The sequence below is a fragment of the Kitasatospora sp. NPDC023118 genome (assembly GCF_055560875.1).
Window position 1 is genome coordinate 81,233 of the sequence record NZ_JBVHHW010000029.1, and the last position, 19,807, is coordinate 101,039.

Here is a 19,807-nt window from a genome sequence, read left to right on the forward strand (position 1 = left end):
CCAGAGGCTCGGAGGCTGCCATGGATGTTGCGCGCCGTCTGCTCGCGGCGCAGCAACCGGTCCCAGGGTTGCGTACCTTCGTCATCGTCTTTCACAAACCACTTCTACAGCAGGGTGGTTGACGATGACAGGATCGCTGCTGTGCGGCGCTGGTCAGTGGGGACTTCCGATGGATGCCGGTTGAGGACGTCTACTGGACGAGACGCAGATGGCGCACTGGCTCTTCTACGGCCGCCGATGGGTTGTGCCGGTCCGCCGACAGGTGCCTGCTGAGGGTCTGGCCGGCCTTCTCGATGGAGCTCTTGTCCGGGTGAAGGTAGCGCTGGGTGGTGGTGATGTGTCCGTGCCCGGCGATCTTCTGGAGGACGTGGATGGGGACGCCGGCGTCGGCGAACCAGGTCAGGCCGGTGTGTCGTAGGTCGTGTCGGCGCAGGTACTCGTAGCCGAGGCCGACGACGACTTCGTCCCAGTGGGTGGCGTCTCGCAGGATCGCGGTGGTGATGCGTCCGCCGCGTGGTCCGGTGAACAGGCGGGCCATGGGGTCGTTGCCGACCACGGTTATGCGCCAGTTCACGAGGTCGCGGATCTCTTCGATGATGGGGACGGTGCGGCGCCGCTTGCCTTTGGTGCCTTTGTCGATGAGGCCGCCGGGGCCGGTTGTGGTCTGGCGGCACAGGTCCCAGGTCCAGTCGAAGCGGTTGATGTCCTTGACGCGGACGCCGGAGACTTCGCCGATGCGGGCGGCGGTGCAGGCGGCGAAGCGGACGATGTCGCCCCAGCCGCGGTAGCGGGTGTGGGAGCGCTCGACCAGGGCGTTGGCGAGTTCGTCGAGGGCATCCCAGTCGGCGAGGGCGAGGGAGCGGGGGTCGTCGAGTTCGTCCTCGGCCTTCTTGTAGAGGCGCTGCCAGCCGCTCATGCGTGAGGGGTTGAAGTCGATGAGGCCGTCGCGGACGGCTTGCTCCATGACGCGGACGAGCGGGGCGAGGCTGTTCTTGACGGAGGAGATGCTGAGGCCGTCGGCGATCCAGGAGTGGAGGGCCCGGTCGGTGATGCCGTTGGTGATGCTGGTGACGGGTATGTGGCCGAGGACCGGGGTAACGCGCAGCTTCCAGCCGGCGGTGTAGGGGTCGAGGGTGGTGGTCTCCAGGCCGCGCATCGCCAGGTCCCAATTCTCGTCGCCGTACTCGGCGAGGGTCATGGTGAGGGTCTTGGGGGTGATGCCGCGTGCCGCGGCCCGTTGCATGCGGGCGATCCAGGCCTTGGCTTCCTCCTCCGTGGGGACGGAGGAGGAAGCCGACTTGCGGCCGCCGCCGTTGGGGTCCGTCCAGCGTACGCGGGCGCGGTAGCGGAACTGCGGGCGGCGGTCGGGGCGGTGCTCGATGTCGGTGGTGAGGTCGACACCCATGGGGATGAGCGGGGTGTGGTCGGGCATTCAGGCTGCCTCGGATGGGTTGGTGCGCTTCTGGGCGAGCCACAGCTGGGTGTCGGGGATGCTGTAGAGGTAGAGGCGGGGCGCGATCTGGACGAAGGGCGGGTCCTGCGGGGGAGTGGCGGAGCGCCAGCGCCGCAGGGTCGAGGGGGCGACCTTCAGCAGGGTCGCGAGTTCCTCGGTCGAGTACCAGCCGCTGTGCAAGAGGTCGAACTCCGTTGCCGGATCGGCCTCGTACGCGGGGGCTGCGGCGACGGCCGGGGTCGGAGCCGAAAGTCAGCTTGCGGCGGGAACGTGGGGTCGGGCGTGCATGGTCTCCCTCTGGTGGGGTGGTGGAGCCGCTCGGGCTCGGCTGGGCACGCCCACAGTCACCTGGCCGCCTGGACGGGCGGAACAGGGTTTGGCGTGCTGAACGGGGCAGACCGTACGCACGTGTCGTTCTGCGAAGCGCGTCGAGACCTGGCGGGCACGCCGGGTGGAAGGCGACCTGACGTCTGCGACCGCTGACGAGGGCCTGCTGTCACGGGGAGTCTGTGCAGGTCGCCTTGGGAGGAGGGGCAGTTCTCGGCGTCGGCGGCGATGCGCGCCGTAAATGGCGTTCTTGCCCAGTGGGTCGCGGCCGGAGCGTCGCGCGATGGCCCGGAGTACCCTGAAAGTGACGGCAGACGGGGGGATGGCAGCTACGTTCTGTGACGAACGTAAGGAGTCCAGGGCTGCCGGTCCCCTACGTCGCGCCGACGCTAACTCAAGAGCTGCGGACTTTTAATCCGCAGGTCTGCCGATTTCGTTCGGGGATCACTTTTCGGTCCGCCATCCCTTGTGACCTGGCCTTTCTTGCGCCTGCAATGATGCGACCGGGCGGGCGGCTTGTTTTCGATGGGTCGCGAGTGGGTCGCTCGTGGGGCACCGGAGTCAGGCGACGGGCCGTCAAATTCTTACGCTGAGCTACGCATCCCTCTGTTCGGCGAGGCGCCCGGCCGGGCCTTCGCGCGCCGCCTGTGCGGCCTCGGTTGGTACCGGATGCCCCGGGAGAGCTTTCGGGCCGCATCGATGACCACTCGGGCTGTCGCCTCGGCGCTGAGATGGGCCGTCTCGGGGAGGATCGAGGTGTAGGTGTCGGCGGTGGTCATGATCGTAGAGTGCCCCAACTGGGCTTGGATGACCTTGAGATCGGATCCGCCGGTCAAGGCGAGACTGGCCGCACCGTGACGCAGGTCGTGGAGCCGGACTGGCGGTAGGTCACTTCTGCGTACCATGTTCTGGAAGACATGGCCGATGTGGTCCGGGCGCAGTGGACGTCCGTAAGCATCGGTGAAAATGTAATCGGACTCATTCCAACTAATTCCCGCGGCCAGTTTCTCCTTTCTCTGCTGGCTACGGTGTGTGTTCAGCACGTGGATGGTGTTTCCGTCGAGGGCGATCGTCCGTTCGCCGGCGCGCGTCTTCACGGGGCAGACCTCCAGCCGTCCGTTCTCCCGTTGCTGTAGTTGCCGTGCGACCGTGAGTGTGCGGCCCGAGGCGTCGAAGTCCGACCAGCGGAGGCCCGCGCCTTCCCCGCGGCGCAGCCCCCCTCAAGGCGTACAGGTGATAGATGGCGTACAAGCGATGATCGCTCGCGTACGCCAGGAACGCAGCTGTCTGGGTGGGTGTCCAGACCGCGACGGGTGGGTGCTCGCCCGTCCGTCTCCACTCCGCCACACGGTTGTCTGTCCAGACCACCGGGTGCGGTCGCGGCGCCCGCGGGAGATCCAGGTTCCGGGCGGGGTTGGCCGCCAGAAGGCCGTTGCGCACCGCATGGTTCAAAGCGGCACGAAGTGTCGCCTGCACGCGATGCAAAGTGCTGGCGCTGATCGGTCGGCTGGCGCTTTGGTGTCGGCGAACGATGGTGCTGAAGGCCTGCTGTACCGAGTTGTTGGTCAGCTCGCAAAGCAGTTCGCGGCCGAGCAGCGGCAAGAGGTACTGCTCCAGGTGCTGGCGATAGCCGCGGGCGGTCAACGGCCGGAGATGGGGCTCGACGATGTCGTACCAGCGCTGTAGCCACTGGCCGGTTGTGAGCAGTCCGCCCTGGTGGGTGAGGTTGGGGTCGCGCAGGCGCTTGAGCGCGCGCTCGGCCTCAGCCCGCGTACGGTAGCCGCCCCGGCGCAGCCGGGAGCGGTGATCGTCGACGGCCGCGTGTCGTGGCATCGCGAGATACCAGGAACCGTGGCCACGGCGGTGGAGGCGTGGGCAAAGACTTCCAAGCTGCCGGCCGGTGCGGGAGTCCCGGCAGCCGCACCGCTTGTAGATCGTTCCAGTGCCACGCATGACGTCCTCCCTCTGAATCAGCAGATGAACGTATGGCCAGCATGTACCTGTGGCGCCGCGAGATCGCCCTGTTCCGGAGGTCAACTGGCGAGGTTCTTGAAACGGCGTTCGGAAGCGACAGGCGTGGTGAGGTGTACGGCCAAACCGCTGCCCTCAGCAGATCGACTCGGGACAAGATCGAACCCGCAAGCGGTATCTGCCGGAGACCCCTCACATCAGCGTTGCCGCGGGATGGGCAGGGGCTCATGGCGGTGCCAGATCAGTGATCGATCTTCGCGGCGAAGCTCCGCAGATCCCCATTCCAGGCGGATCACGCCGTCGGCCAGGGAGCAGGCGTAGGCGACGAGTACAACCTTGGTGTCCGGCGAGAGGCGCGCGAGATCCGCATGCGGCTCGTCCTCGTCCGGCAGTTCGATGCCGAGATCCAGCTCTCCCTGACGCGGGTCGGGACCATGCCTGCGGATGAGGTCGGCGCGAAGCCCTGACGTGCTGCGGAGTCTGGCAGCGGTCACGGGCACGTCCTTCTTCGCGTACCGGTAGGGGTAGACGACATGGTTGGCGACCACGGCGACGGTCCGCGCCTGGAGGCGCACCAGCTCAACGCCGGGAAGCTGCGAGAGGCCGGCCGACAGTTCCTCGTACTGTGCGGCGTAGAGCCCGTGTCCGTATGCCTCGAGCGTCTGCGTGTGGACGCCTTCGTGGCCGCCTTGGGCGCGTTCGTGGGCGCGGACAAGGCACGCGGGCACGATAGCTGCGACATCGGCGGCGAGGGGGCCGAAGACCGTGCGCGCCCACGGACTGGCCGAGTTTTCTTCCGACATGAGAATCCCCCGATCAATCGTCCTATGACCAACCTCAGGGTCCGACAGTCCGCTGATCGGCACGGTGGATCAAGGGCGCATTGGGGGATCTCAGGGTGCACGGAGCAGGGAGTGCTACGTGGTGAGAGTGGGGATTGGTCCGGGGATCCCCGGGAGGAGTTCGGGACCATCCCGTGGACGGCGCCGACGCCAGGACGAGGCTCTGCGGGGACTCGAGGCTGTGGTCATGTCGGTCTGCCGGAATACGCTGGGCGGCCATGGACTGGCTGGAGCGGGTGGCGAAGCTGAGACGGTGGACGAACAACGACGTTCGAGCGCCGCACAAACCGCTGTTGCTGTTGTACGCGCTGGGCAGCTTCCAGCGCGATGCCGACGGCGAACTGCGGTACAGCGCCGTCGAGGAAGAGCTGAGGCGACTGCTCGAAGAGTACGGGCCGTCTCATCCGACAACTCCCGCGTACCCGTTCCATCATCTGGTCAGTGACGGCGTGTGGGAGGTCAGGACCGACCGGGGGCCGGGGAGCCCTGGAAGTGGGGTGCGAGTCCTCCGCGCCAGCGGTGCGGCCGGAAGGCTCGCGCCCGAACTGCGGACGGCGCTGAGGAAGGAGCCGACGCTCCTGGGGCGGCTGGCGCGGGTGCTCCTGGACTTCCACTTCCCGCCGTCCCTGCATACCGACCTGTGCGAGGCCGTCGGTCTCGACCTGGACTTGGTCGAGACCGAGGGTGTGACCGGAGCCCCGGGACGAGCAGAGCGGGCAGCGCGACGCCGGCGGGACCGTCGGATGCGTGAACTGGTCCTGACTGCCTATGAGTTTCAGTGCGCCTTCTGCGGCTACGACGGGATGCTGGGTGCGAGCACGGTCGGCCTGGAAGCAGCTCATGTGCGTTGGTGGTCCTACGACGGGCCGGATGAGGTCGACAACGGCCTGTGCCTGTGCTCCCTCCATCACAAGCTCTTCGACAAGGGCGTCCTGGGCCTGGGGGAGGAGCGCCGCATACTCGTCTCACAGCGCTTCGTCGGACGAAGCGAGGCCAGCAAGCAGCATGTGCTCGCGTTGGCCGGACGGCTGGTCCTCGGCCCGCAAGCGGGGACTCCATCGGTCGCCGGCCGACACCGGCAGTGGCACGCCGAACAGGTCTTCCGGGGCGAGCCCCGAGAGCCCCTGAGCTCGGTGTATGCGGGCTGACGGAGGCTCGATCGCTGACCCGTCAGCGTTGACCACGTGCCGTCCGGGCTGAACGGCCAGGAACAAGCCGTGCAGCCCGGACGGCACCAGGCGCCCCACGGGAGACCAGTGAGTGGTTGTCAGCCGCGGCGGCCGTGCCTTACCGCGATCTTTCCGGCCTGCTGCCCGGTGACCAGCTCCCGCAGCTTCGCGCGCGCCTCCGGATCCGTCGAGTACACCACCGTACCGATCATTCCTCGCGTCAGCAGCACCTTGTAGGTGTTGCGGATCAGGCGGTCGATGTCGGCAACGGTGGTGGCCTTGCGGAAGACGGGGTCCTTGGACGCCGTCCGGTCGGTGACCCACCGATCGGTCCGCCAGACGAGGTCGGGCCCGACGATGACGCCGCTCCAGTCGTACTCGAAGCCCTGGACGGTGTACACGCAGCCGACCTAGCCGAAGCCGGCCAGGTCGGTGGCCCACAGCGCTGCCGGCGGAGCGCCGGCGATCGAGCGGTCGCCGTACACGTTCCACGGGCGGGCCCACGGGCCAGCGGCGTTGGCGCCGGTAGGGACGAGGTGGACGCCCTATGCCGAGGCAAGGCCGACCCGCGTGCCGGACACGGGGCGCAGCCCAACCGCGATCCAAACGAGGCTGTACTGGCGACCTGATGCGGCGCATCATAAAAGCTCAACGGCTAGGGTGCGGTAGCGTGCTGGACGGATGCACAGCCTGAACCGTGTATCGCCCGCGGAGGCCCCGGCCAACTGCAATGGCCGGGGCCTCCGTTCATGGCTGAGGGCCCAGGGCTGCTCAGCCTGCGGCAACTACTTGAGCGCCGCGATGACGACCCCGGCCACAGCCGCCAGTGCCGCGATGACGGCCGCATTGCGCCGCAGCCACCGTCCGACGCCACGGGTAGCGATCGTCCTGCCGCTCTTCACCATGAGTGCCTCGCATCCTCACAGGGTCCAGACCTCCATTGGCTCTGGACTGACTTGTACTGAGAACGGAGGCATCGCAGTGTGGCGACAAGAGAGAAGGGTACAGATCTATTTGAATCCTCTTCACGGAGAGAATCATCGGCTCCGCAGGCGTTCGCAGCATTAGTGAGGTTAGGTGCAGCTTCTGCGCCTACCAAAGATTAGCTCGAACTAGTGAAGTGCTTCTGATTGACGACCCTTCATCAGCATGTGGTGACTAGAGTCAGGTGCCTCCGAAGTCGCGCATGAAACGCGTCGGCACCATCGAAGAGCAGCCTGGGTCAGGTTGGACCAGACTGTGATGTGATCCCTCTCCGCAGTCAGAAACTGCCTGCGGCACCGTTGAGCCGTTCGACGTCGCAGTACTGGGTGTAAGCCGCCGTCCTGTGGCGTCGACGGTGGATCACTGAACAGCCTTCAGTAGGCGAGGGGTGGGATTGGCTGCCGTGATGCGGCGGGCCGAGATCGATGGAGCTGCGGATGTGGTGCCCAAGAGGCGCTCGGAGGCCTCGGGGGGCGTAACCATCTCCAGCGCACGGCCGTCCGACTAGCGCTTTAGGGTGCCTATGCCCCGTTCTTTCCCCCCGGGGCGCCATGGGGCGCGGCTTGAGGCTACGGTGCGCTGTGATCCTTCGAGGAAATATTCGAATTGGCCGTGCGAGTCGATTCCCGAGAATGCGGCTCCGGCGTGGCGCGGGTGAGACGGGCAGCGCACTATATCGCTTTCCCATGAATCTGGAATTCCACGTGGCAGGGATTCACTCGAATGAGTGATGGCTGTCGGTGGGGGCTGCTTCGATGCGAACTGTCCGAGAGGTTCTGCCCAAGGAGGTTTTCATGGAGGCGTTGTACGAGCGGCTGGCCGGGGCGGCGAGCGGGCTGTCGGTGGACGGCGCGATCCGGGTCACGGCGCAGTACGAGCCGGTGGCCGGGGTGGGGGCGCCGGTGGCGCCGCCGACGGTGAAGCTCAAGGAGAGCGACGGTCCGGGCCAGTTGTTCGAGGACCGGTGGGTCGGGGGGCAGCGCACGAGGGTGGTGCTGCTGGACCAGCGGCAGTCGCAGGCGAACCGCTGTGAGACGGCCCTGCTGGAGGCCGTCGACCTGGGAGAGGCGGTGGTGCCGCATCTGGCGCTGCACGTGACTGCGGAAGGTCGGGCGCTGCGGATGACGAACCTGGATGCGCCGCACCGTTCCCGCGACGCCTACTTCCGGGACGCGTTGGACGAGTCCGGTGTGAAGTTCGACGAGACGGACACGGGCCGGGCACTGCGTGAAACCGGGACGGGGGACGTGCGGGCCTTCCTGGAGTCGGCGCCGTCGGACCTGGTGTACGGGCTGTGGGATTCGCACCGCAAGCGGCGCGTGCAGTTGAAGGTGCCGCGCACTTACACCTCGGAGATGGTGGGGTTGGATCCGCTGCGGGGGGTGCGGGCGGCGGGGCGTTTCGACAAGTGGAACTTCCCCGGGGACAACGTGGAGCTGACCTCCGATGGCTGGAGGCCGGTGGAGGGCACCGGGAAGAAGAGCGGCAAGGGAAAGACGCTCAGGGCGTCGGCGGTCGGGCACGGCATGGTCCCGCCGGTCGAGGGCATGGGCGGGGTGACGGTGCAGGCGATCGAGCGGAACGCGACGCTGGCCATGGCCGGCCTGAGGGCGTTGCGCTTCGGCGACGCTCCGAAGGAGTACGTGCGGGCAGGGAGGGCCCTGCTGGCGGCGCTGGCGCTGCTGGGCGACCGGCTGGCTTTCGCGGCGCCGGCGGTGCGGCTGCGCTCGGGCTGCGACCTGCTGCTGGTGTCGGAGCGGATCGAGTGGGTCGGCCGCGGGCGTGAGGGCGTGGCGGCGACGGAGCCGCTGGAGCTGGAGACGGCGGCGCAGGCCTTGGAGCTGTTCGAGTTCGCGCGCTCGCGGGCCGAGGAGGCGGGCCTCAAGTGGTCGAAGGAGCCGGTGCGGCTACGGCCGAACGCGCAGGTGCAGCAGGCGATCGAGCGCTCCTTCCGCTTGGAGGGCATCGGCGAGGCGGAAGGCGAGTAGAGCGTCATGCCTTTCCACATCTCGGTGGAGCTGCTGGAGCCGCTCTACCAGGCGACCGCCATGGACGGTGAGCAGGCCGAGTGGCCGCCCCACCCGGCTCGCCTGTTCTGTGCGCTGGTCGCGCATGCGGACCTCGAGGACGCCGCGCACCGGATGGCGCTGACGTGGCTGGAGGCGCAGGAGCCGCCGGTAGTCACGGTGCCGGCCAGACCGCTGGAGGCGGATCACCCGCGCGCGGCATGGGTGGTGACCAACATCGTGGACCCGAAGAAGGTCACCCACGGCCTTCTTCCAGGGCGCACCGCCGGTGGGGTGCCGCGGACGTGGGCGCAGAAGACACTGTCCGGTACGCGGATGGTGTTCAGCTGGGCCGCGGAGCCTGGGGAGGAGCTTGCCCCGGTGCTGAAGGAACTGGCTTTTCGGGTGCCGTACTTCGGGCGCTCGACCGGGACGGGGCTGCTGGACGCCTGGTGCGGCCCCGACGAGCCCGGCAACGGCGATGGGTGGCGGCAGCGCTGGCTGCCGGCCCCCGCGGGCGAGTACCCGAAGGGCTCGCGGCCGATCCGTGTCCCCTACCGCGGCTATCTGGCATGGCTGGAGGAGGCGTTCGAGGAGCAGCGGCCGGCCTGGAGCCAGTCGCTCACCCACCACTACCTCGACCCCGAGCACGATGACCGGCCCGAAAGGCAGGTCGTGGAGGGGCCGTTCTCTGATCTGCTGGCGTTCTCGTTCGCGCCGGGTGTGGCGCTGGACCCGCGATGGACGCTGGAGCTGACCGGCCGGCTGCGGGGCGCGGTGATGAGCACCCTGGAAGCGATGGGCCACGACGTCGAAGCGATGACCACGGTCCACGGCCACAAGAACAGCCCGGACGACCCGCGGCCGGTCGCCTACCTCGCTCTGCCGTTCGCCGGCCACCACCACGCCGACGGGATGCTGCGCGGCCTGGGCATCGCCCTTCCCCAAGAGATGCCCCGACAGGACCGCAAGGCACTGCTCACCGCCCTGCTCAGCCACGACGGAGGGCTGCGCCGGATCCGACTGGCGGACGGGGAACCACTGGACCTGGTACGGGTCAGTCCCGCCGACACGGACTCGTGGCCGCAGACCGTCCAACCGGGGACGTGGCAGAGGCCCTCGACGGTGTGGACCACGGTGCTGCCGATGGTCCTCGACCGCTTCCCCAAGAAGTACGAGGAAGCCGCGTGGGAGGACTCGGTCACGGCCAGCTGCACCGCGGCTGGCCTGCCGGAACCCGCGCAGGTGCAGGTGAGCCCGCGCGGCGGCCTCGTACCCGGGGCGCGAGACGCTAACCGGTTCCCGGTGCGCCGCAAAGACGGGGAGCGGCCGCTGCCGAGCTGCCACGTGCGCCTGACCTTCCCGGGCCCGGTGACGGGGCCGGTGGTGCTGGGCAGCAAGAAGAACTTCGGCCTGGGCCTGTGCCGACCGGAGCCGCACTTTCAGGAGGACGACCAGTGACGGGCACCGAGCGGCTGCCGGCGATCGAGGTGGTCGAGTTCCCGACCTTCTTCCGGGAGGTCCACCACCACACCCACTGCCCCGACGGAGCCGCGACCGCGGTGTGCGACGGGTGCGAGGGCTGGGCGCCGTTCCCATGGCAAAGCGCCTACCTGGACGCCGTGGCCGACGGCACCGACTGGCCCGACCTCGACGTCCCCACCGCCCTGGGCAAGACCACGTTCATCGACATCTGGCTCTTCCTTCTGGCCTGGGAACACGCCCGCGGGCTGGGCCGCGAGCACCGGACGGTGCCGCTGCGGCTGTTCTTCTGCGTCGACCGACGTCTCGTGGTCGACCAGGCCCACCAGCACTCCACGGAACTGGCCGCGGCGCTCGCAGGGGCGCCGTCCGGCTCGGTGCGGGCGAAGGTCGCTGCCGCGCTGCGCGACCTTAGCGGCGGCGAGTCTCCGCTGGAGGTGGTGCGGATGCGCGGCGGCACCCGCTGGGAGTCGAACTGGGTGCGCAGTCCGGCCCAGCCGCTGGTGGTGACCTCGACCGTGGACCAGTACGGCAGCCGCCTGCTGTTCCGCGGCTACCACACCTCCCCCCAGCGCGCTCCGATCGACGCCGCCCTGACCGGGCACGACGCCCTGCTCGCCCTGGACGAGGCCCACCTGTCGAAGGCCCTGCTCGCGACCGCCGCCGACACCGCGCTCTACCAGCAGACTGCGGCGCGCCATGAGTTGGCGGCGCGGGCGCTTCGGGTGGTGAGCCTGTCGGCGACCAGCGCCACCAGCGGCCGGCCCCGCCTGGGCATCGGTGAAGCCGACCGCACCCATCCGATCGCCGGGCGCCGGATCGCGGCCGAGCGCCACGTGACGCTTCTGGACGCCGCCGGCTGCTCGAAGAAGCCCGCGGAGGCGTTCGCGCTCGCGGCCGAGACCGGCCTGGATGCCGTCCTGCCTATCCTGCGGCTGCCCGCGATCGCGGTGATCGCCAACACCATCACCCACGCCCGCGCCGCCCACGAAGCGCTGGCCCGGCGCACCGACGTGGACGTGCTGCTGCTGACCGGCCGCTGCCGGCCCGCGGAGCGCGACCTGCTCGTCACCGGCCCGCTGGCCGAACTCCTTACCGGCATCGACCCGCACCGCGAACGCCCCCTCGTCGTGGTCAGCACCCAGACCCTCGAAGTCGGGATCGACTGCACCTTCGGCGCGATGGTCAGCGAATGCGGCGACTGGGCCTCCGCCCTGCAACGCCTCGGACGCCTCGACCGCAGAGGCGAACTCGGCACCGTGCCCGCGATCCTCGTACGCACCCACAACCCCGAGGAACCCGACCGCATCCCCGTCTACGGTCCGGCCGCCGCCCACACCTGGCAGTGGCTCACCCAGCACACCACGCCGTACGACAGCCAGGATCCCGCCGAGCTGACCCCCCACCTCCTCGACGGCCTGGTCCTCAACCCCGCCACCCTGCCCGGTCTGCTGGAGGGTACCGACACCACACCGCTCACCCGCGCCGGCGGTCACATCCCGCCACTTCACCAGGTGCGCCTGGATGCCTTGGCCCGCACCAGCCCCATCCCCGTCCCCGACGAATCCCCCGCCCCCTTCCTCCACGGCCTCGACACCGGCCAGCCCGAAGTCCAACTCCTGTGGCGCGCCGACCTCCCCACCGACACCACCGACCCCGAGACCCTCGCCGAACACATCCGCACCACCCCCGTCCACACCGCCGAAACCCTCGCCCTACCCCTCGCCACCGTGCGCCGCTTCCTCACCCAACCCCGCGCTACCCCCGACACCAGCGACCTCGAAGGCCCCAACGCCGACACCACCCCCGAACCCCGCAACCCACCCACCCGCCTGCGCACCACCGTCCTCCAACGCGAAACCGACGGCACCTGGACCACCCCACGCCTAATCCAGGACCTCAAGCCCGGCGCCACCCTCGTCCTGCCCACCACCGCCGGCGGCCACGACGCCCACGGCTGGACCGCCGACCCCGACACCCCCGTCCCCGACCTCGGCGACCACCCCACCGACAACACCCGCACCCCGCTACGCCTGGACCCGGCCGTCCTAGCCAGCACCACCGGCACAGCCCCCGAGCACTTCACCCCGATCATCAAACAGGCCCACACCGACCTCACCACAGACCCCGACGACCCGGAAACCCCGAGCACGACCGACACAGTCCGCGCCGCGATCACCCGGCTGCTCGCCGCCCTGCCCACCGACACCGCACACAACGGTCCCTCCAGGCACACCCCCCTGCTGCGCCAGCACCTGGAGACCCTGCTGGAGGTCACCGAGTGGCGCACCGGACGGGAGGCTACGACCGGGGTGGTGCTGATCGACCACGGTGGTCCGGGCCGGATCGCCCTCCTCCCGCCCCGGCTCGCCGACGCCGGCCGCTACCGGATCGCCGCGGACGACGAGGACCCGGACAGCAGCAGCCTCACCCGCACCGTCACCCTCAAGCACCACCACCAGCAGGTTGGCGAACGCGCCCGCGACTACGCCCGGGCCGTCGGCCTGCCCGACGACCTGGTCGAAGCCGTCGTGCTGGCGGCCAGGGCCCACGACTGTGGGAAGTTCCACCCGCGGTTCCAGTGCATGCTCTGCTCCGGTGACCGCCTGTTCGCCGAGTCCCTGCCCGAACCCCTCGCCAAGTCCGGCATGGACCCCGCCGACCGCGCCGCCCGCCGACGCGCCGCCCGCGTGGCCAACTGGTCCAAGGACCTGCGCCACGAAGCCCTCAGCGCCGCCGCCGTCCACACCTGGCTCGCCACCGACCCCGCCACCGCCCGAGGACTCGACCACGACCTCGTCACCCACCTCGTCGCCGCCCACCACGGCTACGCCCGCCCGATGCTGCCCGCGTTCACCGACCCCGAGCCCGTCCTCGTCGAGTGCACCATGCCCGACGACACCACCGTCACCGTCTCCAGCACGGTGATCGGCACCGACTGGATGGGCCCACGCCGCTTCCGCGCGCTCAACCGGCGCTACGGCTTCTGGGGCCTGGCCATGCTCGAAGCCATCGTCCGCCTCGCTGACATCGCCTGCTCCGAAGAAGGCAGCTGACCATGCACCAGCTCGAACTCCCCGCCCTGCGCTCCGACGACCCGCTCGGCTTCCTTGCCGCCCTCGGCATCCTCGAACTCAGCACCGTCGCCCTGCCCACCGAGCCCCTACTCCACTGGAAGGGCCCGGCCGGCCCAGCAGTCCTCACCACCGACCAGCCCCTCACTCTCGACACCCTCACCGAGTTCCTCGCCAGCCGCCTCCCGCCCATGCCCGCCAAGGCAGCCCGCACCGCCGGGGAGCCCGCGGACAGCGCCGAGACGGAGGACAGCGAGGGTGGGGACGCCGATGCGGCCGGCGCGGAGGGTGAAATCTGGGACTCCTTCCCGCACGTTCCCGGGCTCCTGACCCGGCCACGCGAGGACGCCACCGCCCCCAACGAAGCCCTGCGCATGCGCGTCGACACCGCGCACCAGACGCTGCGCGAACTCGCCCGCTCCGAACGCGAAACGGGCGACCTCCACGCCCGTTGGTTCGCCTCCCTGGCCAACGTCATGTGCTTCGAAGACACCAAACCCAAGACCGGCAGGCACGACCCGGAACCTGCGGAAGGAGCACATCCCGCCACGGTGCGGCGTACCCCCGTCACCCCGCTGATCGCCGCCGCCGGCCAGATGACCATCACCGGCCTGATGCAGAAAGCCGTCCTCGGCTGCCACAAGGACCCGAGGCAGATCCGCTCGGCCCTGGACGGCTGGCGCCGCATCCCCGACTACGCCTCCGCCAACTTCGACCACCGCTCCCTCGGCGACGCCCACACCAACTCCGAAGGCAAGGCCTACCAGCGCGGAGCCCCCGGCCCCACCTGGCTCGCCCTCCACGCCCTCGCCACCTTCCGCCTCACCGCCACCGGCCGCACCCAAGCCGCCACCAGCTGGGACACCACCGACAGCCGCGGCGCCCTACGCTGGCCCGCCTGGACACCCCCACTCACCACCACCGACGTGACCGTCCTCCTCGAACACCCCGCCGTCCGCGCTACTGAACCCGGCACCACCCGTAAGGCCAGAATGCTGACCAACCTCGGCGTCACCGCCCTCTACACCGCACCCCGAACCGGCCTCAAACAATCCAACGGTCCCCTCGCCGCCAGCCGCCGCCTCTGGCCCTGAACCCCACCCCCGGCCACCCCTTCAACACCCGCTCCTTGACAACTCCACAGCGCCGACACGCAGAACGAGACCCCGGCCGAACACGACTTCGGAACCACAAGCACACGGAAACACCCCACCGTACAGAAGCAACAAGTCCGGATTGCCCCGAAGAAGGCCCCGGCAGGCACGGCAACGGGTTCCCCGAACTGCCAAACCAGCAGCTCAGCTCGTCGCTCCGCACCATCGTGGTGCGGCACCATCGCAGCGTCCACTACGACGGCGCGTCCCCGGTCACCCGCACATCGCTCCGCACCACCCCGGTGCGGCACCATCACAGCGTTCCGGTGCCCATCTTCTGCGTCGACCCGATCAGTACTCTCTCCGCACTGTCCTGGTGCGGCACCATCGAAGCTACCCGGCCGGTGCCAGCTCGGTGGGAGATCCGGCGGTCGCCGTCCCGGTACGGCACCATCGCAGCAGGATCGGCCCGACGATCGGCGGGGTGATGTCACCAGGTCGCTCCGCACCGTCCCGGTGCGGCACCATCGCAGGTGGCGGTAGAAGATGGCCACCCCGGCGTCCGCGAGTCGCTCCGCACTACCCCGGTGCGGCACTATCGCAGCTAGCCGGCGAGTGCCAGCGCGCGCACTTCCCCGGGTCGCTCCGCACCAGCACGGTGCGGCACCATCACAGCACGAAGTAGTCCGTGCCCTTGGTAGAGAGGTTGAAGTCCCTCCGTACCGTTCCGGTGCGGCACCATCGCAGCTCCACGGGGGTAGTCTGGCCTCGACAGCGATCAAAAACCTTTGCGCACCGTTCTGGTGCGGCGTCACCATCGCTGCTGCACGAGCGACACGAAGAGCGCGGTCAGCCGGGACGTCCCCCCGCCACTGCCCGGGTGTGGCACCATCGCCGCTCGGAAACCACGGCCTCCGTGAACGTCTTGCGGTCGTCCCTCCGCACCCCTTTGGTGGGGCACCATCGCAGCTCCGCAAGCGAGGCCACCACCCTCAAGGGGCAGATTGTCGCCCCGCACCATCCCGATGCGGCACCATCGCAGCATCCAGTGCTGGAAGCAGCGAACCGCCAGGACGGCAATGTCCCTCTGCATCTTGTCGGTGCTTCATGGGCGCAGCACCTCCCGCTGGACCACCGCGGCTACTTCCTTTGGCGGATCGCTCGGCACCACCCTGGTGCGGCACCATCGCAACGTGCCCAGCCAGACGCTCTCGTCCAAGCTCATCCCGTCACCGCTCTGCACCCTCCGGGTGCGTCACCACCGCAGCCCCTGAGCGTCGGTGGAGGCCGGCTGCCAGTAGCTCGTCGCTCCGCACCATCCCGGTGCGGCACCATCGCAGCAGGTGCCCGGCAGAGGTGACGAGCGCGGCGTGCAGCACTCCCTCCGCGCCATCCTGGTACGGCACCCGTTACAGGGGAACCCCTTACCTCGTCCTCGCAGAAGGTGACCGGTCGCTCCGCACCACCTCGGTGCGGCACCATCGCAGTCCCGGGGTCGAGCGGTCGCTGACCCAGCTGGGCTCGGGTCACTCCGCACCATCTCGGTGCGGCACCGCTGCAGGGGCAAGCCAGCCTTGAGTGCCATGATTGCACTCGCGTTCCTCCGTACCCTGTCGGTGCGGCATCGCCGCCGTGTCCAGTTGGAGGCCGCTTGCGTCGTCGGCCCGGCAGCCCCGCCGTACACTGCAGTGTGGCACCACCGCAGGTACCTCAGCTCCCGAGGCGCCAGCGAGGGCTGAGGCGCTCCCTTCGCACCCTGCCAGTGCGGCATCATCGCGGCCTCAGCCAGCGCAGGGCCACGGACCTGGACGGCTTCGGGCTCCTCCACGCCTCACCAGTGCGGCACCATCGCAGGGTCTTGCCTGCGGCCTCCGTGGCAATCGAGGCGTTGTCTCTCCGCATCTTCCCGGTGTGGCACCGTCGCAGCACGATCGGCACGTTGCGGTACGTCGGCACGTTCAGGTTTCGCTCCGCACCCACCTGGTGCGGCACCATCACAGCGTGCCGCCGACCATGTTGGCGAGAGAGCCGATGTAGTCGCTCCGCACCACCTCGGTGTGGCACCATCGCAGGCCCGCCTCGGTACGCGCCGTGCTGCCGTCCCTGTCGTCGCTCCGTACCGCGTTGGTGCGTCACATCGCAGGACCGTCACGGTCTTGCCCAAGCACTACGGCTCCCACCTGGTTGCTCTGCACGACCTCGGTGCGGCACCATCGCAGCGCACAGATCAGCAGGCGCATCTTCCACCCGCGCAGCCTCCCTCCGCACCGTCCCGGTGCGGCACCGTCGCAGCACCGCCCAGCTCTCCATCAGGTAGCCCTCCTGCGGGTCTCTCCGCACCATCCTGGTGCGGCGCAGGAGCTCGGCGTCGCGGAAGATCACACGGTGCCGGGGGTCGCTCCGCACCACCCCGGTGCGGCACCATCGCAGCGCGTGGGACCGGGAGACCTCGAAGACAGTCATCGGTAGTTGCTCCGCACCCCCGGTGCGGCACCATCTCAGGAGCACGACGGTCTTCGCGTCGCGCTTGCACAGGCCTGTCGCTTCGCATCGCTCGGTGCGGCACCATCGCAGGAGGCTTTTGCAGGTCAGAGGGGCGGCGAGCAGGGCGGTCGCTCAGCACCCTGCCGGTGCGGCACCATCGCAGCTCCTGGAACGCGAAGTGGATGACGCCGTCCTCGTCGCGCCTCCGCACTACTTCGGTGCGGCACCATCGCAGCATCACCACTGCCGCCGAAGGCGCCGAGGGCTGGATGCTCCTCCGCACCGGGGGCGGTGCTCCGCACCATCCCGGTGTGGCACCATCGCAGCGACATCATGGAGCTGACCATCTTCGGGATGCTCTGCATGTCGCTCCGCACTCTCCTGGTGCGGCATCATCGAGCGCGTCCTCAAACCGCGGGACATGCCCTTCCGCTCCGCACTGTCCCATGCGGCACCATCGCAGCATCCGTCAACTGATAAAGGGCAACCCCGCCGATCGCTTCGCTCCGCCTCATCCCGGTGCGGCACTGTCGCAGCGACTGCTCTTCCTTGGCCCAAAACGCGCGGTGGCCGTTCCTTCGTACCTAGTGCCGCATCAGGCAACGTTCGCCTCGCTGTGACGTGTCGTCCGGTTGCTGCGCTGGGCGACACGGAACCATCAGAATGATCACGTGGCTGAACGCGTGCAGGTCCGTGAGATCGATGACGATGAGGGCAGACGACTTCTGCGGATCGTCCGCCGGGGCACTGGGTCGGTGGTGACCTGGCGGCGGGCCCAGATGGTGCTTCTGTCCGCCCAGCACATGCCCGTGGCGAAGATCGCCGAGGTCACGTTCACCAGCTCGGACCGGGTCCGCGATGTGATCCACAACTTCAACTCCGACGGCTTCGACTCGCTCTATCCGAAGTACAGGGGCGGGCGACCACGGACGTTTACGCTGCCCGAGCGCCGGGAGATCAAGAAGATCGCCAAGTCCAAGCCGGTCGAGCACGGCCTGCCCTTCTCGACCTGGAGCCTGGCCAAGCTGGCCGACTTCCTGGTCGCCGAGGGGGTGGTCGACGACATCAGCCACGAGGGCCTTCGGGTCCTGCTCCGAGAGGAGGGCGTCTCCTTTCAACGCGTGAAGACCTGGAAGACCTCCCGCGACCCCGACTACGCCGCCAAGAAGGCCCGCGTCGAACACCTCTACGCGATCGCCGACGACGAGGTCATACCCGAGGAGGGCGAACCCGAAGTCATCTTCTGCATGGACGAGTTCGGGCCACTCAACCTCCAGCCGCACCCCGGCCGACAGTGGGCCGAACGCGGCGGCAGGCACAAGGACCCCGACCGCGCGCCCCGGCCCCGCAGACGGGCGACCTACACCCGACCGCACGGGGTCCGGCACCTGTTCGCCGCCTACGACCTCGCCAAGGACAAACTCTACGGCCACATCAAGAAGACCAAGAACCGGACGAAGTTCCTGGAGTTCTGCCGCTACCTGCGCTCGCTGCACCCGGTCGAGGTGCGGATCGCCATCGTCTGCGACAACTATTCTCCGCACCTGACGACGAAGCGATGCCAGCGGGTCGGGGCGTGGGCGGCGGCGAACAATGTCGAGATCGCCTACACCCTGACCAACTCCTCCTGGCTGAACCGGATCGAGGCGCAGTTCACCGCCCTGCGCTACTTCACCCTGGACGGCACTGACCATGCCAGCCACAAGGAGCAGGGCAGCATGATCCGCCGCTACATCATCTGGCGGAACAAGCACGCCCAGGACGAGCGCCTACGTGAGGTCGTCAGCAGGGCAAACGTTGCCTGATCCGGCACTAGCAGGTGCGGCACCGTTGCAGGAGGTCTTGCTGCTGCGCGCCAGCCACCACGTCGGTGTTGCTCCGCATGAGTCCGGTGCGGCACCATCGCAGCACGCGCTCGGCCAGGGTTTGGAAGTCCCGGATGGTGTCGCTCCGCGCCACCTCGGTGCGGCACAATCGCAGCATTGGTCCGGGCCGGTAGAACCGCCTGAACCCTTTGTCGCTCCGCGCCGTCCCCGTGCGGCACCATCGCAGCCACGGAGCCGAGGGCTTGACCGTTCTCAAGGTCGCCAGTTGCTCCGCACCATCCTGGTGCGGCACCATCGCAGTCACGGGCGGTCCAGCTCGGCGTGCCGGAGTTCGGAGGCGTCGCTCCGCGCCGTCCCGGTGCGGCACCATCGGAGCTCGAACGTGACGCCCGCGTCGGTGGCGTTGGAGCGCAGTCGTTCTGCATCATTCTGGTGCGGCACCATCACAGTGAGTTCGGCGAGTACGACCTGTGGATGAGTATTCCGAGCCCCACTCCTCTGTATGCGGTTGCACGCCAAGCGTGACTGAGGGGTGCAGCCGGAAGGGTATCGGTGAGGGATTTGCCGGGGACCACGCGCCGTTCACCACCGTCTCTGAGGTGCGCTTCGGCGAACGAACAGCGCGGGTTGTCTACCGTCTGACGTGCAGCGATGGCTATCCCCGGGCGACTGGGGGTCAAGGGGTCGCAGGTTCAAATCCTGTCGTCCCGACGTAAAGTCGCAGGTCAGAGGCGGTCTTCGCCTGACGGTGCGACAGCGTCGATGTTAGCCTCTCACAACTTCTCACAATGGCCTCCACTTGATCACGTCAAGTGGAGGCCATTCGCGTCGAGGCCGTGGAGCGAGACGATTGAGGCGCGCATCTCCACGCGAGGCACGAGGCGATCCTGGACGCCACCCGCGGTGCTGGTGGCCTGGTAGGGCTTGGCGCAGGCGACATGCCGGTCGATCCCGGTCAGCAGAGCGTCCCGGCCGTGGTGGTGAATTTTTACTGGACCTGAGCTTGGCGTTTAACCTCGCTGTGCTTGGTGTTCCTTGATCGAATCGGCGCGTTTCACGGTCTTTCCGACGTCGTGGTGCTTGGCGCGGTTCTTG

The 19,807-nt window shown here is 68.7% G+C and carries 11 protein-coding genes and 1 pseudogene; 6 read left to right on the plus strand and 6 right to left on the minus strand.

Features of this window, described 5'->3' with window-relative positions; translation table 11 throughout:
* Positions 1–190: 190 nt before the first annotated feature.
* The 4 genes from ACZ3UD_RS30265 to ACZ3UD_RS30280 all read right to left on the minus strand — a co-directional run bounded on the left by ACZ3UD_RS30265 (position 191) and on the right by ACZ3UD_RS30280 (position 4,554).
* A complete protein-coding gene (locus ACZ3UD_RS30265) occupies positions 191–1,432 on the minus strand; it encodes a tyrosine-type recombinase/integrase (protein ID WP_465594660.1) in 1,242 nt (413 codons plus the stop codon).
* A complete protein-coding gene (locus tag ACZ3UD_RS30270) occupies positions 1,433–1,633 on the minus strand; it encodes a DNA-binding protein (RefSeq protein WP_465594663.1) in 201 nt (66 codons plus the stop codon).
* A 731-nt stretch (positions 1,634–2,364) separates the two neighbouring features.
* On the minus strand, positions 2,365–2,994 hold the full coding sequence (locus tag ACZ3UD_RS30275) for a site-specific integrase (protein WP_465594701.1): 630 nt from the start codon (positions 2,992–2,994) through the stop codon (positions 2,365–2,367).
* Positions 2,995–3,948: 954 nt separating this feature from the next.
* Entirely contained in the window at positions 3,949–4,554 is a 606-nt protein-coding gene (locus tag ACZ3UD_RS30280) for a hypothetical protein (RefSeq protein WP_465594666.1), read from the minus strand.
* Between the two features lie 257 nt (positions 4,555–4,811).
* Between ACZ3UD_RS30280 and ACZ3UD_RS30285 the strand changes: the two genes are divergently transcribed.
* The gene (locus ACZ3UD_RS30285) at positions 4,812–5,741 is read left to right on the plus strand and encodes a phosphorothioated DNA-binding restriction endonuclease (protein ID WP_465594669.1); all 930 of its coding nucleotides are present in this window, start codon (positions 4,812–4,814) and stop codon (positions 5,739–5,741) included.
* Between the two features lie 119 nt (positions 5,742–5,860).
* Here ACZ3UD_RS30285 and ACZ3UD_RS30290 read toward each other — a convergent pair.
* Positions 5,861–6,271: pseudogene (locus ACZ3UD_RS30290) on the minus strand (DNA/RNA helicase domain-containing protein); the annotation flags it as partial.
* Positions 6,272–7,540: 1,269 nt separating this feature from the next.
* Between ACZ3UD_RS30290 and cas7g the strand changes: the two are divergent.
* The 5 genes from cas7g (at position 7,541) to ACZ3UD_RS30315 (ending at position 18,691) form a co-directional block, all read left to right on the plus strand.
* The gene (cas7g, locus tag ACZ3UD_RS30295; RefSeq protein WP_465594672.1) at positions 7,541–8,734 is read left to right on the plus strand and encodes a type I-G CRISPR-associated RAMP protein Csb1/Cas7g; all 1,194 of its coding nucleotides are present in this window, start codon (positions 7,541–7,543) and stop codon (positions 8,732–8,734) included.
* A 6-nt stretch (positions 8,735–8,740) separates the two neighbouring features.
* Positions 8,741–10,213 carry a type I-G CRISPR-associated protein Csb2 gene (csb2, locus tag ACZ3UD_RS30300; RefSeq protein WP_465594675.1) on the plus strand — a complete coding sequence of 491 codons (1,473 nt, stop codon included), beginning with the start codon at positions 8,741–8,743 and terminating at the stop codon, positions 10,211–10,213.
* Positions 10,210–13,290 carry a type I-G CRISPR-associated helicase/endonuclease Cas3g gene (gene cas3g / locus ACZ3UD_RS30305; protein WP_465594678.1) on the plus strand — a complete coding sequence of 1,027 codons (3,081 nt, stop codon included), beginning with the start codon at positions 10,210–10,212 and terminating at the stop codon, positions 13,288–13,290. Before csb2 ends, cas3g begins: the two co-directional genes overlap by 4 nt.
* Before the next feature lie 2 nt (positions 13,291–13,292).
* A complete protein-coding gene (locus tag ACZ3UD_RS30310) occupies positions 13,293–14,402 on the plus strand; it encodes a type I-G CRISPR-associated protein, Cas3-extension family (protein WP_465594681.1) in 1,110 nt (369 codons plus the stop codon).
* Between the two features lie 3,155 nt (positions 14,403–17,557).
* Positions 17,558–18,691: an IS630 family transposase gene (locus ACZ3UD_RS30315; RefSeq protein ID WP_465594684.1), complete on the plus strand. Its 1,134-nt coding sequence runs from the start codon at positions 17,558–17,560 to the stop codon at positions 18,689–18,691.
* Between the two features lie 321 nt (positions 18,692–19,012).
* Here ACZ3UD_RS30315 and ACZ3UD_RS30320 read toward each other — a convergent pair whose 3' ends face one another.
* Complete coding sequence (locus ACZ3UD_RS30320) at positions 19,013–19,156, minus strand: hypothetical protein (protein ID WP_465594687.1); 144 nt, start codon at positions 19,154–19,156, stop codon at positions 19,013–19,015.
* Positions 19,157–19,807: the final 651 nt, after the last annotated feature.